11 protein-coding genes and 1 tRNA gene are annotated in these 15,373 nt (G+C 75.6%); 2 read left to right on the top strand and 10 right to left on the bottom strand.

Annotated elements, in window-relative coordinates; translation table 11 throughout:
- Positions 1-100: 100 nt before the first annotated feature.
- Both ACI8AA_RS09115 and ACI8AA_RS09110 read right to left on the bottom strand, forming a co-directional pair.
- Entirely contained in the window at positions 101-913 is an 813-nt protein-coding gene (locus tag ACI8AA_RS09115; RefSeq protein WP_457044151.1) for a putative protein N(5)-glutamine methyltransferase, read from the bottom strand.
- Positions 914-984: 71 nt separating this feature from the next.
- Positions 985-3,171 (bottom strand): putative bifunctional diguanylate cyclase/phosphodiesterase, encoded by a 2,187-nt coding sequence (locus ACI8AA_RS09110; protein ID WP_457044150.1) that lies wholly within the window; start codon positions 3,169-3,171, stop codon positions 985-987.
- A 129-nt stretch (positions 3,172-3,300) separates the two neighbouring features.
- On the opposite strand from ACI8AA_RS09110, the gene ACI8AA_RS09105 reads away from it, so the two are divergent.
- Positions 3,301-4,659, top strand: coding sequence for an aminotransferase class V-fold PLP-dependent enzyme (locus ACI8AA_RS09105; RefSeq protein WP_457044149.1), 1,359 nt, complete (start codon positions 3,301-3,303; stop codon positions 4,657-4,659).
- Positions 4,660-4,735: 76 nt separating this feature from the next.
- Here the strand turns inward: ACI8AA_RS09105 and ACI8AA_RS09100 are convergent, their stop codons facing one another.
- The 5 genes from ACI8AA_RS09100 to ACI8AA_RS09080 all read right to left on the bottom strand — a co-directional run bounded on the left by ACI8AA_RS09100 (position 4,736) and on the right by ACI8AA_RS09080 (position 9,804).
- Entirely contained in the window at positions 4,736-5,269 is a 534-nt protein-coding gene (locus ACI8AA_RS09100; RefSeq protein WP_457044148.1) for a TOPRIM nucleotidyl transferase/hydrolase domain-containing protein, read from the bottom strand.
- 61 nt (positions 5,270-5,330) lie between these two features.
- Positions 5,331-5,401 (bottom strand) — tRNA-Gly (locus ACI8AA_RS09095).
- 61 nt (positions 5,402-5,462) lie between these two features.
- Positions 5,463-8,144, bottom strand: coding sequence for an ATP-binding protein (locus ACI8AA_RS09090; RefSeq protein ID WP_457044147.1), 2,682 nt, complete (start codon positions 8,142-8,144; stop codon positions 5,463-5,465).
- 132 nt (positions 8,145-8,276) lie between these two features.
- Entirely contained in the window at positions 8,277-9,227 is a 951-nt protein-coding gene (locus ACI8AA_RS09085) for a methyl-accepting chemotaxis protein (RefSeq protein WP_457044146.1), read from the bottom strand.
- Between the two features lies 1 nt (position 9,228).
- Complete coding sequence (locus tag ACI8AA_RS09080; protein ID WP_457044145.1) at positions 9,229-9,804, bottom strand: PAS domain-containing protein; 576 nt, start codon at positions 9,802-9,804, stop codon at positions 9,229-9,231.
- Between the two features lie 142 nt (positions 9,805-9,946).
- Here ACI8AA_RS09080 and dcd point away from each other — a divergent pair, with 142 nt between their 5' ends.
- Entirely contained in the window at positions 9,947-10,537 is a 591-nt protein-coding gene (gene dcd / locus ACI8AA_RS09075; protein ID WP_456936686.1) for a dCTP deaminase, read from the top strand.
- Here dcd and ACI8AA_RS09070 read toward each other — a convergent pair.
- From ACI8AA_RS09070 to ACI8AA_RS09060, 3 genes are all read right to left on the bottom strand, one after another.
- Complete coding sequence (locus tag ACI8AA_RS09070) at positions 10,503-11,780, bottom strand: CynX/NimT family MFS transporter (RefSeq protein ID WP_457044144.1); 1,278 nt, start codon at positions 11,778-11,780, stop codon at positions 10,503-10,505. The genes dcd and ACI8AA_RS09070 overlap by 35 nt on opposite strands.
- 58 nt (positions 11,781-11,838) lie before the next feature.
- Entirely contained in the window at positions 11,839-12,810 is a 972-nt protein-coding gene (locus ACI8AA_RS09065; RefSeq protein ID WP_457044143.1) for a DUF389 domain-containing protein, read from the bottom strand.
- 158 nt (positions 12,811-12,968) lie between these two features.
- On the bottom strand, positions 12,969-15,260 hold the full coding sequence (locus ACI8AA_RS09060; RefSeq protein WP_457044142.1) for a heterodisulfide reductase-related iron-sulfur binding cluster: 2,292 nt from the start codon (positions 15,258-15,260) through the stop codon (positions 12,969-12,971).
- Positions 15,261-15,373: the final 113 nt, after the last annotated feature.

Below are 15,373 nucleotides of genomic sequence, written 5' to 3'. Positions count from 1 at the left end.
GCGGAACGGACCGGTCCTCGGGCGGAACGGGAGCGGTCGGATCTGCCATGCAGTGATCCTCGCGACACGGGGCGCACTCGGACAGGGACCAAGGGCCCGGTCAGCCGTCTCGGATCCCCGTGACGACCGCCGTGCCGTCCTCCCCGGCACCGTGGACGCCGGCCCGCAGGCCCGCGGCGGCGAGCACCGCGGCGAGCCCCGGCGCCTGGTCCTCCCCGGCCTCGGCCAGCAGGACCCCGCCCGCGGCGAGCCAGGCCGGGGCGCCCGCGGCCACGCGGCGGTGCACGTCGAGGCCGTCCGCGCCCCCGTCGAGCGCCGTCCGCGGCTCGTGCAGGCGGGCCTCGGGCGGCAGCAGGGGCAGCGCCGCGGTGGGCACGTAGGGCGCGTTGACCACCAGGACGCCGACCCGCCCGCGCAGCCGCCGCGGCAGCGCGCCGAACAGGTCGCCGCCGTGCACCTGCCCGCCCACGGGTGCGAGGTTGCGCCGGGCGTGGTGCAGCGCGGCGGGGTGGACGTCGGCGGCGTGCAGCTCGGCCAGCTCGACGGCGGTGGCCAGCGCGAGGCCGACCGCGCCGCAGCCGCAGCACAGGTCCACCGCGACCGGCGCCCGCCCGTGCCGGTCCCGGGCCGCCCGCGCCACCCCCACCGCCCGCGCGACCAGGGCCGCGGTGCGCCGGCGCGGCACGAAGACGCCGGGGCCCACGGAGACCCGCAGGCCGCAGAACTCGACCTCGCCGAGCACGTGCTCCAGCGGCTCCCCGGCCACCCGCCGTCCGGCGAGGGCGTCGAGCTCCTCCGGTGTGGCCGCGGCGGCGGTGAGCAGGCGCGCCTCGTCCTCGGCGAAGACGCAGCCGGCGGCGCGCAGCCGCGCGACGAGGTCGCCGGGAGCCGCGGGGGAGGGCTCCGGGCTCATCCCCGGCCCCCGGGGGACGGGTGCACGGGCAGACACTGGCACGGCCGCCGGTCCACGGCCGTGCCGGGGCGTCAGCGCGGGGACGCGGCCGGGACGTCCTCGCCGGCGGTGCGGGGCGCCGGGGCGGCCCGCAGGGCGGCGCCCGGGGAGTCCGGCCGGCGGCGCTCGGCCCCGGGATCCGCCCCCTCCTCGTGCGCCGCGGCGGGCAGGGGACGGCCGAGGTGGTAGCCCTGCCCGTACCCGACGCCGAGCCCGCGGAGCGCGGCCAGCTCGTCGGCGGTCTCGATGCCCTCGGCCACGAGGTCCAGGCCGAGCGTCTGGCCCAGCTGCACGATCGCGCCGATGACCGCGCGGTCCTCCGGGCTCGTGGCCACGCCGTCGACGAAGGACTTGTCGATCTTGAGGACGTCGATGGGGAAGCGGCGCAGGTAGCCCAGCGACGAGTAGCCGGTGCCGAAGTCGTCGAGGGCCAGCCGGACGCCGAGGTCCTTGACCGCCTCCAGCTTGCCGGTGGTGGCGGCGGCGTCCTGCACCAGCAGCGACTCGGTGATCTCGAGGACCAGCTGCCGCGGGTCCAGGCCGGAGCGGTCCAGCGCCTCGGCGACGTCGCCGACGAGGCTGGGGTGCTGGAACTGGCGCACCGACACGTTGACGCTCATCCGCGGGCCGCTGCCGTCCGGTCGCTGCCACGCGGCGGCCTGGCGGGTGGCCTCCCGGAGCACCCAGCGGCCGATCGGGACGATCAGGCCGCTGTCCTCGGCCAGCGCGATGAACCGCGCCGGCGGCACCAGCCCGTGCGTGGGGTGCTGCCAGCGCACCAGGGCCTCGTAGCCGCTGGTCGTGGCCGACGCCAGGTCGACGATCGGCTGGTAGTGGAGGACGAGCTCCTGCCGGTCCAGCGCCTGGTAGAGGTCGGCGAGCAGGCGCTCGCGCTCGAGCTGGGCGGCGTGGTGGCTGGGCTGGAAGGTCTCGTAGCGCCCCTTGCCGCCGGACTTGGCCACGTACATGGCGATGTCCGCCGCGCGCAGCAGGCCCAGGCCGCTGGCGGCGCAGGTGGCCGAGGTGGCGATGCCCATGCTCACGCTCGCGCGGACGGCGCGGTCGGCGACGTGGACCGGCTGGGCGAGGGCGGCGAGCACCCGCTCGGCGACCAGGGGCGCCTGCTCGCCGCTGCGGGTGCCGCTCATGAGCACGGCGAACTCGTCGCCGGCCAGGCGGGCGAGCGTGTCCTCGGGCCGCAGGCAGCCGCCGACCCGCTGGGCCACCACGCGCAGCAGGGCGTCGCCGCCGTCGTGGCCGAGGTTGTCGTTGACGGTCTTGAGGTTGTCCAGGTCCAGGAACAGCACCGCCGCGGGGGTGCCGGTGGCCCGCTCGTGCGCCTCCGCCGCGCGCAGGCGCTCCATGAACAGCGCCCGGTTGGGCAGCCCGGTCAGGGGGTCGTGGAAGGCCTGCACGCGCAGCTGGTCCTCGAGCTCCTTGCGGTCGCTGGTGTCGCGCGTGGTGAGCACGATGCCGCTGACGGCGGGGTCGTCGAACAGGTTGCGGGCGGCGGTGTCGGTCCAGCGCCAGGAGCCGTTGCGGTGCCGCATGCGGGCGGCCGGCCACGTCGCCGGCGGTTCCCCGGCGACCACGCGGGCGAGGTGCTCGCGGAAGACCTGCACGTCCTCGGGGTGGACCAGGTCGTGGACGTCGGTGCCGATCAGCGTCCCCGGCGGGTAGCCGAGGACCCAGCCCACCGACGGCGTCTGGTACGTGACGGTGCCCGCGGGATCGACGACGGTGATGACGTCCGAGGCGTTGCGCACCAGCGACCGGAAGTGCTCGCCCGCCTCGAGGGCGTCGAGCAGGCTGTTGAAGGCCCGGGCGGTCTCGCCGAGCTGGTCGTCGGAGTCCACGGTGATCCGCTGCGACGTCGACTGTGACCAGTCCCCGGTCCGGCTCGCGTGCGAGATGGTCTGCGCCACCGAGTGCAGGTGGGTGCTGAGGACGGCCAGCCGCCCCCCGACCAGGCACCGGCACAGCGCGTAGCTCAGCCCGCCGACCAGGAAGCCGGCACCGAGGCAGGCCGCGCGGAACACCGGGCGGTCGGCGTACTGGGCCGGGACCCCGAGGCCCGTGGCGAAGGGCGGGAAGACCAGCCCGACCGTGATGCCGAGGCCGACCATCCACACCGCGAGGTCCCAGAACACCCGTGAGGTGAGCCGGAAGCCCCGCAGCCGTCGCCGGTCGCCGTCGAGCCGGAACGCAGTCGTACCCATGTCCAGGGACGTCGTCACCGGCCGCCCGCGCTTGAGGCCGGGCCTCCCGCGCTCACCCCCAGGGGTGGATGCGGGCCGGGGACGCGCGACCGGACTCGATTCCGGCCGGTCCGTGCCGATGCGTAGGCCATGCGACTGGTTCCCGACACCTCCCCGGGCCGGCTCGTCGGTGCGGACGTCCGCGTCCCGACGGCCGACGGGGGACTCACCCGCTACGTCGACCTCGACGCCGCGGCCACCAGCTCGTCGTCGGTCCGGGTGGCCCGGGCGGTGCAGGAGTTCCTGCCCCGCTACTCGAGCGTGCACCGCGGCGCCGGTGCGAAGTCCCGGTACACCAGCGCCCGCTACGAGGCCGCCCGCGAGACCGTGCTCTCCTTCGTCGGGGCGGACCCCGCCACGCACGAGGCCGTCTTCGTCCGCAACACCACCGAGGCGCTGAACACGCTGGCGTTCCGGCTCGGGCTCGGGCCGGACGACGTGGTGCTCACCACCGCGGTCGAGCACCACGCCAACCTCCTGCCGTGGCGGCGCGCCGCGCGGCTGCGGGTGGTCGAGGTCGGCGCCGGCGGGACCTTCACGACCGAGGACGTCGTCGCCGCGCTGGACCAGCGCCCGACCCCGCGCGTCCTCGCCCTCACCGGCGCCTCCAACGTCACCGGCTGGCTGCCCGACCTGGCTGCGATCACCGCCGCCGCCCGGGAGCGCGGCGTGTTCGTGGTGGTGGACGCCGCCCAGCTGGCACCGCACCGGCCGATCGACGTGACCGCCCTCGGCGTCGACGCCCTCGCCCTGTCGGGGCACAAGGCGTACGCGCCCTTCGGCGCCGGCGCGCTCGTCGCCCCGCGGCGCCTGCTCGGCCGCGGCGAGCCGCTGCTGGTCGGCGGCGGCGCGGTCCGGGCGGTCTCCTTCGACGACGTCGTCTGGGCCGGCGCCCCCGACCGGGACGAGGCCGGCTCGCCGAACGTCGTCGGCGCGGTCGCCCTGGCCGCCGCGGCCGAGGAGCTGGCCGAGGACTGGCCCGGCCTGCTCGCCCACGAGCGCGCCCTCACCGCGGCCCTGGACGCCGAGCTGGCGACGGTCCCGGGGCTGCGCCGCCTCGGCCCCGCCACGGGGGACCGGCTGCCGGTGGCGGCCTTCCTCCTCGACGACCTCCCGCACGGTCTGGTGGCCGCCCGGCTGTCCGCGGAGTTCGGGATCGGCGTGCGCAGCGGCTGCTTCTGCGCCCACCCCTACATGGCCCACCTGCTGGAGCTGAGCGGGGAGCAGGTCCGCGCCTTCCACGACGCGGCCCGGGCCGGCGAGGTCCGGCTGCCCGGCGCCGTGCGCGCCAGCGCCAACCGCGGGACGACCCTGGACGACGTCGCCGCGCTCGGGGCCGCGCTGCGCACCGTCGCGGCGACGCCGGAGGAGAGCGCCCGCTACCGCGTCGACGAGCGGGGCGAGTACCTGCGCGGCGACGCGCGGACGCCGGTCCTGCTGGGCGCCTGACCGTGTGCCTCGTACTGCGGCTGCCCGCGCGGCGGACGCTGGTTGTCCGCTGCCGCCCGTGGCGGTCCCGGGGAGCTCAGACCCGGTCCAGCAGCGAGCGCAGCGGCGGCGGGACCGCCGCGGGCTCCAGCCGCTCCACGAGGGCGCGCGCGTAGCGCGCCTTGCGCCCGCTGGTGGTGCCGAGGAAGCGGCGCAGCTGCGCCTCGGCCGGGCGCCCGCGCTGCGCCGGCTGCCGCCGGAAGGTCGCCAGGGCGTGGGCCTCGCGGTGCTCGGCGACGGCCGCCTCGACCCCGGCCGTCCCCACCGCCCGGATCAGCTCGTCCTCGAGGTCGGCGACGCAGGCGAAGAACCCCGCCGTCGCCGGGTCGGGCACCCCCAGCGCCCGGCGGACGACGTCGCGCTCGGCGAGGTCGTAGAGGCCGGCCACGCGGACGCCGGGACCGGTCGCGGCGAGGTGCCGGCGCACGGCGTGCGCGCCGCCCATCGCGACGACGTCCACGCCCTCGGCGGCCAGGTCCCGGCCGAGGCCCCGCGCGGCGGCCAGCACGGCCTCGCGGTCACTGACCCCCTCGACGAGCACCACGGCGCGGAGGGCGGGGAGCGACGGCACGGGCGGACCGTCCCACGCGGGGGAGGGGAGGGCCACCGGGTTGCCGGACGGGGCGGAGGAGAGCGGGTGACGGGAATCGAACCCGCACTGTCAGCTTGGGAAGCTGATGTTCTGCCATTGAACTACACCCGCGACGGCCTGACGGCCGGACGCCAGAGTAGCAAGCGCGGCGGGAGAGGTCGGCAGGCCGGGTTCAGCCGGCGGGCCGGGGGCTGCGGATGGTCACCGTGGTCCCCTCCGGGCCCGGCACCGCGGTGATGTCGGCGAACGCGCTCATGAGCATCGACCCGCGGCCGCGGTCCATGCTCGACGTCCGCTCCTTCCACTGCCCGTGGTCGCGCACCGCGATCTCCACCGCGCCGTCGTCCACGGCGACCCGGACGTCCACGTACGGCTCGCGCGGGTCCTGCGCGTGCTCCACCGCGTTGGTCGCGGCCTCGCAGGCGGCCAGCACCAGGTCGTAGACGCGGTCCTCGTCGAGGCCGGCGTCGGTGAGCAGCGCCCGGAGCCGGCGGCGCAGCGGCGGGATCGCCGACGCGCTGGAGGGGAACCGCCAGGCCGTCGTCGTCGCGCCCGAGAGGTCCGCCGGGGGCGGCGCCGCGGGGACGGCCGGGACGACGTCGGCGACCCCGGGACGTGGCGGCACCGGTGCGGGGACGGCCGGGGCGGACGGCGACGGCGCGGCCGGGGGCGCCGGCTCCCGTCGTCCGCGCGAGCGCTCGAGGACCGCGCGCAACCGGCCGAGCAGCTCCGCGGACTCGAAGGGCTTGGGCAGGTAGTCGTCGACGCCGGCGTCGAAGCCCTCGACGGCGGCCTCCTGCCCGGCCCGCGCGGTGAGCATGACCACCGGGACGGCGCGCGTCCCGGGGTCGGCCCGCAGCGCGCGCAGCAGCCCGAACCCGTCCAGGCCCGGCATCATCACGTCGGTCAGCACGACGTCGGGGCGCACCCGGGCGACGTCGTGCAGGGCCGCCTCGCCGTCGGCCGCCGTCCGCACCGTCCACGACGGCGCCAGCAGCCGGGTGAGGTAGGCGCGCATGTCGGCGTTGTCGTCGACGACGAGCACGGTGCCCAGCGGGTCGGGCGACGCAGCGGGCCGGCGCGGCTCGTCGTCCCACGGGGTGAGCGCCGCCGCGCGGACGGCGGGCGCCGACGGGGGCGGCGGGGTGTCGGTGTCGGGCTCGCCGAAGGGCAGCCGCACGGTGAAGGTGCTCCCGGTGCCGGGCTCGCTCTCCACCGACACGGTGCCGCCGTGCAGGGCGACCAGCTCGCGGACCATCGCCAGGCCCAGGCCGGTGCCCTCCCGGCTGCGCGCGGGGGAGTCGGTCACCCGGTGGAACCGCTCGAACAGCGCCGGCAGCTCGGCGGCGGGGATGCCCACGCCGGTGTCGGCCACCCGCAGGACCACCGCGTCGTCCTCGGCGCGCAGCGAGACGGTGATGCCGCCGACGAAGGTGTACTTGACCGCGTTGGCGACCAGGTTGAGGACGACCTTCTCCCACATCCCCGGGTCCACCGCGGCGGGGCGGGGCAGGGGCGGGCAGTCGACGTCGAGGGTCAGCCCGGCCCGCTCGGCCGCGGCGCGCAGCACGCCGGCCAGCTCCACGGTGCAGGCGGCGAGGTCGGTGGCCACCCGCACCGCCGCGGTGCGCCCGGCCTCGATGCTGACGAACTCCAGCAGGTCGTCGACCAGGCGCTTGAGCCGCTGGCCGTTGCGCAGCGCGAGGGCGAGCTGCTCGCGCACCGGCGCCGGCAGCTCCCCGCCGGACTCGGCGAGCGCGTCGGCGATCGGGGCCAGCAGCAGGGTCAGCGGGGTGCGCAGCTCGTGGCTGACGTCGGAGAAGAACGTCGTCTTGGCCCGGTCCAGCTCGGCGAGCGCCTCCGCGCGGGCACGCTCGGCGGCGTAGGCGCGCGCGTCGACGACCGCGCCGGCGACCTGCGCGGCGAGCAGCTGGTGGAAGGTGCGGTGCTCCTCGTCCAGCGCCCGGTTGGGGCTGACGCCGACCAGCAGCGCGCCCACCGTCTCGCGGCCCGCCCCGCCCGCCAGCGGCAGCACGACCGCCCGCTCCACCTCGTCGCCGAACGGCCCGCCGGGCACGTGCAGGGCGGCGACGTCGACGGCGCCGAGCTCGGCCGCCGCGCCCACCGTCGCCGGCAGCGCCGCGGCGTCGACGCCCGCGGTGGCCACCCGGTGCAGCCGGCCCTCGTCGTCGCCCAGGTAGACGGCGGCGACCGGCACGTCGAGCGGGTCGGCCTCCAGCGCCGCGCACACCCGGACGGCGAGGTCCCGCTCGTCCTCGCGCCGGCCCGCCGCGGTGGCCACCTCGTGCAGCAGCCGCTGCCGCCGCTCGGCCACCACCTGGCGGGTCACCTCGGTGCACACCGCGTGCATCCCGGCCACCTCCCCGTCGTCCCCGAAGGCGGGGGCGTGCGAGACGGTGAAGTAGGTCTCCTCGCGGTAGCCGGCGCGCTCGAGCAGCAGCAGGAGCTGGGGGATCCACGAGGCCTCGCGGGTGGCCATCGCCCGCTCGACCGGCTCCTGCAGCGCGGCCCAGCCCTCGGCCAGGGTGATCCGCAGGTCGTCGCCGATGGCGCCGGGGTGCTTCGCGCCGATGAGCGTGGCGTAGGCGTCGTTGTAGAACTGCGTGTACTGCGGGCCCCAGGTCAGGATCATGGGGAACCGCGAGGCGAGCACGGTGCGGACGGCGTAGCGCAGGCTCGCCGGCCACGTCTCCACCGGCCCGAGCGGCGTCGCCGCCCAGTCGAAGGCGGCCATCAGGCGCCCGTTCTCGCTGCCGCCGGCGAAGACGTCGTCGGTGCCGGGACCCGGTGCGACGTCGCGGACCCGACCGCCCACGACGGGTTCGGCAGCCACGCACACCTCCCGGCTCAGCCGTGCGGACGCGGGCGGGACCGCCGCGACCGCGTCAGGACCTCGGGAGCCGAGCTGCTCCCCGCTGCTCGCACGGTACATCCGTGACCTGGGACCCCACCGGTGGCGCCGGGGTCAGCGCCGCATCTCGGCCAGGAACCCGGTGGCCTCCGAGCGCAGCCGCTCGGCCATCTGCGACAGGCCGGTGACGTCGGTGTCCGCGGTGCCGAGCGACGCCGTGCCGTCGACCGCCGCGGCGATCCCGTCGACCAGGCCGTTCATGTCGGTGACCGTGGTGCCGACCGAGCCGATGACGGCGGTGACGTCGTCGCAGGCCGCGCGGATCGCCTCGACCTGCGCGGTCACCCGCTCGGTGGCCTGCGCGGTCTGGTCGGCGAGGTCCTTGACCTCGGAGGCGACGACGGCGAAGCCCTTCCCCGCCTCCCCGGCGCGGGCGGCCTCGATGGTGGCGTTGAGCGCCAGCAGGCGGGTCTGCGCGGCCACCGACTCGATGAGGGCGATGACCTCGCGGATCTCGGCCGAGGTGCGGGTCAGGGAGCCGAGCGTGCCGGTCGCGTTGCCCACCTCGGCCGACGCCGCCGACGCCGCGCTGGTCAGCCCGGCGGCCGACGCGCTCATCTCCGTGGCCGCCGTCGCGACCTGCTCGCTCATCGCCAGCACCACCGACTCGAACGCGTCGGCCAGCCGCAGCCGCGAGGTCTGCGCCTCGGTGACCCGCCCGGCGGTCTCGCGCATGGCGTCGCGGGCGGTGTTGATGTCGGTGGCCGCGTGCCGGTAGGCGCCGTGCAGCCCGGTGCGCAGCACGCTGCGGTGGAAGCGGCCCTCGGCGGCGGCGGCCAGCGCCGCCCGGGACTCGCGCACGAAGGCGTCGCTGACGTCGAGTGCCCGGTTGACGCCGTGCCGCAGCGCGACCAGTTCCGGCACGGCGTCCGAGCCGTCGACCGGCACGGCGCGGGCCTCCAGGTCGCCGCACGCGGCCGCCTCGCAGGTCTCGGTCAGCCGCCGCACGAACGCGCGGTAGACCTCGAGCTCCGCGGCGTCGGAGCGGGTGCGGGAGCGGGCCATCTCAGTCCTCCTCCTGGGCGACGACCGACCACACGAAGTCCTCGTAGGACGCCGCGTGTTCGGCGATCAGCCGGTCGAACAGCTCGGACGACGCCGCGACGGCCGCGCGGGCGTTGGGGTGCCGCCGCTCCTCGGCCAGGAGGCGCTCGTAGATCGGGCGGACGCGGTCCACCGCCCGGCGGGAGGGCCGGCGGCGGTTGGAGTGGTAGCCCACGACCGACCCGTCGGCGCCGTAGGACGGCGTCACGTGCGCCAGCACCCAGTAGTGCGCGCCGTCGGCGGCCAGGTTGTTGATGTAGGCGAACAGCTCCTGGCGGGCGGCGAGGGTGTCCCACAGCAGCTCGAACACCGCGCGCGGCATCTCGGGGTGCCGGATGAGGTTGTGCGGCTGCCCGATGACCTCGTCGAGGGAGTAGGCGCCCACCCGCAGGAACACGTCGTTGGCGTACGTGATCACCCCGCGCGGGTCGGTCTTGGAGACGATGAGCTCCTCGGCCGCGAAGGTCCGCTCCTCGCCCGTCGGCCGCACGGCGAGGCGGCCGGCGCGCGGTGCGGTCCGGGGGTGGGTGTCCAGCACGCGGTGTCCTCCTGCGTCCGGCGGGTCGTCCCGGCAGGTATCGGCAGGAACCGTCCGGAGACCACCCGAGCAGAGGACGCCGGGACCTTGGTCCCGCGGGAAGCCGCAGGGGGCGTGCGGCGGCCTCCCTAGACTCCGCGCCATGCTGCTGTCCGACCGCGACATCCGCGCCGCGATCGCCGAGGGGCGTCTCGGCATCGAGCCGCACGACGCGGGGCTGGTGCAGCCCTCGAGCATCGACGTCCGGCTCGACCGCTACTTCCGGGTGTTCAACAACGCCCGCTACACCCACATCGACCCCGCCCAGCAGCAGGACGACCTGACCACCCTGGTCGAGCCCGACGGCGACGAGCCGTTCGTCCTGCACCCCGGCGAGTTCGTCCTCGGCTCCACGCTCGAGGTCGTCACCATCCCCGACGACCTCGCCGCCCGGCTGGAGGGCAAGAGCTCGCTCGGCCGCCTGGGCCTGCTCACCCACTCGACGGCGGGCTTCGTCGACCCCGGCTTCTCCGGCCACATCACGCTGGAACTCTCCAACGTGGCCAACCTGCCGATCACGCTGTGGCCGGGCATGAAGATCGGCCAGCTGTGCCTGTTCCGGCTCACCGGCCCGGCCGAGCACCCGTACGGCTCGGCGGTGTACGGCTCCCGCTACCAGGACCAGCGGGGGCCGACGCCGTCGCGCTCGTTCCGCAACTTCACCCGCGCGGAGACCCGGCGGCCGCAGGGCTGACCGCCGCCGGCGACCACCCGGGCACCTCGTCGTCGACGAACCGGTCCCGGGTGACCAGCCACCCGGTGACCGTGAGCCCGACGGTGGCGACGGCGACGAGCACGAACATGCCGGTGTAGCCGCCGGTCACGCCGCGCAGGACGCCGACCAGCAGCGGCCCGGCGCCGGCCAGCACGTAGCCCCAGCCCTGGGTGACCGTGGACAGCGCGGCCGTCGTCTCCGGCGTCCGGGCGCGCAGCCCGATCAGCGCCAGCACCATGCTGAAGGTGCCCATGCCGACGGCGAGCACGCTCATCCACAGCCACGGCAGCGTGCGCGGGGCCAGCCACAGCCCGGCCCAGCCGACGACGTAGCAGGCCATGAAGCCCAGCAGCAGCGGCCGCTGCCACCGCTGGCGGACGGTGAGCGACGGGGTGACCGCGTTGACCGGGATGACGACGACCGAGTTGATCCCGAGCAGCAGCCCGGCGGTGGCCGCGCTCAGGCCGGAGTCGCGCAGGTACTGCGCCGACCAGCCCATGACGACGTAGGCCTGCGTCGCCTGCAGGCCGAAGAACGCGGCCAGGGTGAGCGCCAGCGGGCTGCGCGCCAGCGGCGCCATCCGCACCGCGCGGTGGGCGCCCCGGCCGGCGCCGGGGGAGCGCGGGGCGAGGAACCACGGCACCGCGGCGACCAGCGCCAGCAGCGCCCACACGCCGATCGCCCACCGCCAGCCGCCCGGGCCGACGGCGGCGGCGATCGGCGCGGTGGAGATCGCGGCGACGGCGCCGCCGATGGCCATGGACGCGCTGTAGGCGCCCACCAGCAGGCCGGTGCGCTCGGGGAACCAGCGCTTGACCAGGCCGGGCAGCAGCACGTTGCCGAGCGCCCCGCCCACCATCGCCAGCACGGTGCCGGCGACGAACAGCGGGAACGAGTCGACGACCGCCCGCAGCACCAGCCCCGCGGCCATGGTGAGCAGCGCGCCGGCCAGCACGTGGGCGTCCCGGAACCGCGCGGCCAGCGGCGGCCCGGCGAAGCCGATGGCGGCGAAGCACAGCACCGGCAGCGTCGTCACCACGCCGGCCGCGGCGCTGGAGACGCCCAGCCCGCGCTCCAGCTCCTCGAGCACCGGGCCGACGGTGCTCACCGCCGTCCGCAGGTTCGCGGCGGTCAGCACGATGGCGACCGCGACCAGCGCGAGACCGCGCCGCCGCTCACCGGCCGTCGGGATCGGGGGAGCGTCGTCGGCCGTGCGGGTCACCCGTCGATGGTCCCCCGCGCGGCCGGCCCGCCCGGAGGCGGGTGCACAGGCCAACCGTTCAGGTGCGCAGCCCCGTGTGCGGCCTGGCCTCGAAGCGCGGCAGCACCTGGGGGACCCGCCGCCACAGCACCCGCTGCAGGAGCAGCGTGACCACGGCGGCCAGCAGGATGCCGGCGAGGTTGATCCCCAGCTGCAGGGCCGCGCGCCCGAACTCGGCACCGCCGCCCAGGGCCAGCGACACGGCCATGTCCGCGGCGGCGGGCACCGTCGTCACGGAGATGAAGACGCCGACCAGCGCCCCGCTCTTCGCCGACGTCAGCGACAGTACCCCGGCGATCCCGGCCAGCACCGCCACCACCACCGACCAGCGGTCCGGCGCGGTGATGAACCCGGTCTGCGGGCGGTCCGCGGCGAGCACCTCGGGGCCGAACCAGCCCAGCCCGCGGGCGGCGAGGGTGGCCAGCGTCGTCACCCCGATGGCCACCGCGAACCCGACCACCAGGGCGCGCACGGCCGCCCGGGCCACCCTCCGGCGCCGGGCGACCAGGGCCACGGCCAGCCCGGCCAGCGGCGCGAACTCCGGGCCGAGCACCATCGCGCCGATCACCAGGATCGCCGAGTCGTTCACGATCCCGATCCCCGCCAGCAGCGTGGCGATGGTGAGGAACGACAGGTAGGAGACCGACAGCGACGAGTCCGCGGCCGTCGTCCGCACCACCTGCTCCCAGACGACCGCGTCCGAGCCGTCCCCCGGCGCGGCCTCCTCCGCCCGCTCGGCGCTGGCCGACACGGCGGTGTCCACCGCCTCGATGGTGATCCCGCCGTCGCGGTCGACGTGCAGGTCGCGCAGCCTCCCGACGAGGGCGTCGGCGGACTCGCGGGCGACGTCGGCGAGGACCAGATCGCCGGCCGGCTCGACCGAGACGCCGGGCAGCACGGTCAGGTGCGCGGTCCCGGGGCAGCGGGTGAACAGGTCGCGCACGTCGTCGGTGCGGTCGGGCGGGACGGTGACCCTCAGGTGCAGCAGCACGCGCGGTGTTCTACCGGAGGACCCGCGCCCCGAGACGACGGACGCCGCCGGCTGACGGCCCCCTGCAGGGCCCCACCGCGAGCGTGCGAGTGGTGGGGCCCTGCAGGGGGTCCTTCCGTCGCCGGCGGCGTCCGTCGGGGTGGTGCGCGTCCGGGCGGCTACGCCTGGCCGTGGCCCGTGGCGGCCGAGCCGGTGCCCGCGACGTCGTCGTCCGCGGTGCCGACCTCGGCGCCGTGCTCGGTGCCCGGGGCGCCGACCGGCGCCATCGAGCGCAGCAGGATCTGGCTGACGTCGAGGACCTCGACGTGCTCGGCGGCCTCGCCGTTCTGCTTCTTCGCCGTCAGGGCGTCCGACAGCATCGTGATGCAGAACGGGCACGCGGTGGAGATGACGTCCGGGTCGAGGCCGAGGGCCTCCTCGGTGCGCTCCACGTTGATCCGCTTGCCGATCTTCTCCTCCATCCACATGCGCGCGCCGCCGGCGCCGCAGCAGAAGCCGCGGTCCTTGCAGCGGTGCATCTCCTGGGTGGAGAGGCCCTGCACGCTGTCGAGGATCTCCCGCGGCGGCGTGTAGACCTTGTTGTGCCGGCCGAGGAAGCACGGGTCGTGGTAGGTGACCTTGCGGTCGACCGGCGTCACCGGGGTGAGCCGGCCCTCCTCCACCAGCTGGCTGAGCAGCTGCGTGTGGTGGACGACCTCGTACTCGCCGCCGACCTGCGGGTACTCCCGGCCGAGCGAGTTGAAGCAGTGCGGGCAGGTCGTGACGATCTTGCGGGTGCCCGGCACGCGGCCCTCGAAGACGCCGTTGAGGGTCTCGACGTTCTCCTGGGCCATCATCTGGAAGACGAACTCGTTGCCCATGCGGCGGGCCGGGTCGCCCGAGCAGGTCTCCCCGGAGCCCAGGACGGCGAACTCGACGCCGGCGGTGTGCAGCAGCTCGGCGACGGCCTTGGTGACCTTCTTGGCGCGGTCGTCGATGGCGCCGGCGCAGCCGACCCAGAACAGGTACTCGACGTCGTAGGGCAGCGGGCCGTCGGCCATGCGGACCTCGAAGTCGACCTCCTTGATCCAGTCCTCGCGGGTGCTCGGGCTGACGCCCCAGGGGTTGCCGCGGTTCTCGAGGTTGCGCAGCATCACGCCGGCCTCGGACGGGAAGTTGGACTCGATGAGCACCTGGTAGCGGCGCATGTCGTCGATGTGGTCGATGTGCTCGATGTCCACCGGGCACTGCTCGACGCAGGCGCCGCAGTTGGTGCAGCTCCACAGGACGTCGGGGTCGATGACCCCGCCCTCCTCGAGGGTCCCGACCAGCGGGCGGTGCGCCTGGGCGTCGTTGGTGCCCTCGATGCGGGCGTAGCCCGAGGCCCAGACCTGCTCGTCGCTGGGCTTGAGGACGTCGAAGTCCGGGGCGGTCTCGCTCGCGGTCTTCTCACCGAGCAGGTACGGGGCCTTGGCGTACAGGTGGTCCCGCAGGTCCATGATCACCATCTTGGGAGACAGCGGCTTGCCCGTGTTCCAGGCAGGGCACTGGCTCTGGCACCGCCCGCACTCGGTGCAGGTGGTGAAGTCGAGCATCCCCTTCCAGGTGAAGTCCTCGATCTTGCCGCGACCGAAGACGTCGTCCTCGCCCGGGTCCTCGAAGTCGATCGGCTTGCCGTTCGAGGTCATGGGCTGCAGCGGGCCGAGGGCGACGGAGCCGTCGTCGTTCCGCTTGAAGTAGATGTTGAAGAAGGCGCTGAACCGGTGCCAGGCGACGCCCATGTTGAGGATCCGGCTGATGACGACCAGCCAGGTCAGCGAGACGACGATCTTCACGAAGGCGACGGCGCTGAGCAGGTCGGGGCTGTCGGGCAGCACGGTGGCCAGCAGGCCCGAGAACGGGTGCGACCAGGCCGGCGCGTCGGTGAGGTCCGAGGAGATCTTCAGCGCGCGGATCAGCAGGATGCAGACGCCGACGGTGAGGACGACGGCCTCGACGAAGTAGCCACGGCCCTCGTTGGAGCCGGAGAAGCGGCTGGTCCGGCCCTGCCGGCGCGGGTGGTCCTTCTGGCGCCGGTAGATCAGGTACAGGATCCCGACGATCGTGCCGGTGCCGATGATGTCGGCGAAGAGGTTCCACAGGCTCCACTCGCCGATGAGCGGCAGGTGGAAGGCCGGGTTCCAGACCTCGCCGAAGGCCTCCACCAGCGTGAGGAAGAGGCCGTAGAAGCCGACGAAGACGAACCAGTGGGCGGCGCCGATGGCCGACCACTTGAGCATCCGGGTGTGGCCGAGTGACTCGACCGCGAGCGTCTTCAGCCGCGGGCCGACCGGCCCGTTCCGGGTCGAGTCCGGCTGGCCGGTGCGGATGATCCGCACCATGGCGCGGACGGCCCGGTAGGCGAGGACGACCGAGACGATGAGGAACAGCACGCTGATCGTGCCGAGCACGATCTGCAGGGGGCCCGTCATGATTCCCTCTCCCCACGCCTCGCGGCGTCGGTTGACTCCGTCCGCACCGGACGACGAGAAGGGTCCCGCCGCCGTCTCCGGTCCCGTGAACCGGGGGCGGATCACGCGCGGGC

This window comes from Geodermatophilus sp. SYSU D01180 (genome assembly GCF_054050415.1).
The sequence above is the reverse complement of the archived record's forward strand: the minus strand, read 5'-3'. Positions and strand labels throughout refer to the sequence as shown.

Bases quoted from the DNA above. Each gene is read 5' to 3' on its own strand.
- ACI8AA_RS09115 (WP_457044151.1), bottom strand. From the start codon at position 913: ATGAGCCCGGAGCCCTCCCCCGCGGCTCCCGGCGACCTCGTCGCGCGG.
- ACI8AA_RS09110 (WP_457044150.1), bottom strand. From the start codon at position 3,171: ATGGGTACGACTGCGTTCCGGCTCGACGGCGACCGGCGACGGCTGCGG.
- ACI8AA_RS09105 (WP_457044149.1), top strand. From the start codon at position 3,301: ATGCGACTGGTTCCCGACACCTCCCCGGGCCGGCTCGTCGGTGCGGAC.
- ACI8AA_RS09085 (WP_457044146.1), bottom strand. From the start codon at position 9,227: ATGGCCCGCTCCCGCACCCGCTCCGACGCCGCGGAGCTCGAGGTCTAC.
- dcd (WP_456936686.1), top strand. From the start codon at position 9,947: ATGCTGCTGTCCGACCGCGACATCCGCGCCGCGATCGCCGAGGGGCGT.
- ACI8AA_RS09060 (WP_457044142.1), bottom strand. From the start codon at position 15,260: ATGACGGGCCCCCTGCAGATCGTGCTCGGCACGATCAGCGTGCTGTTC.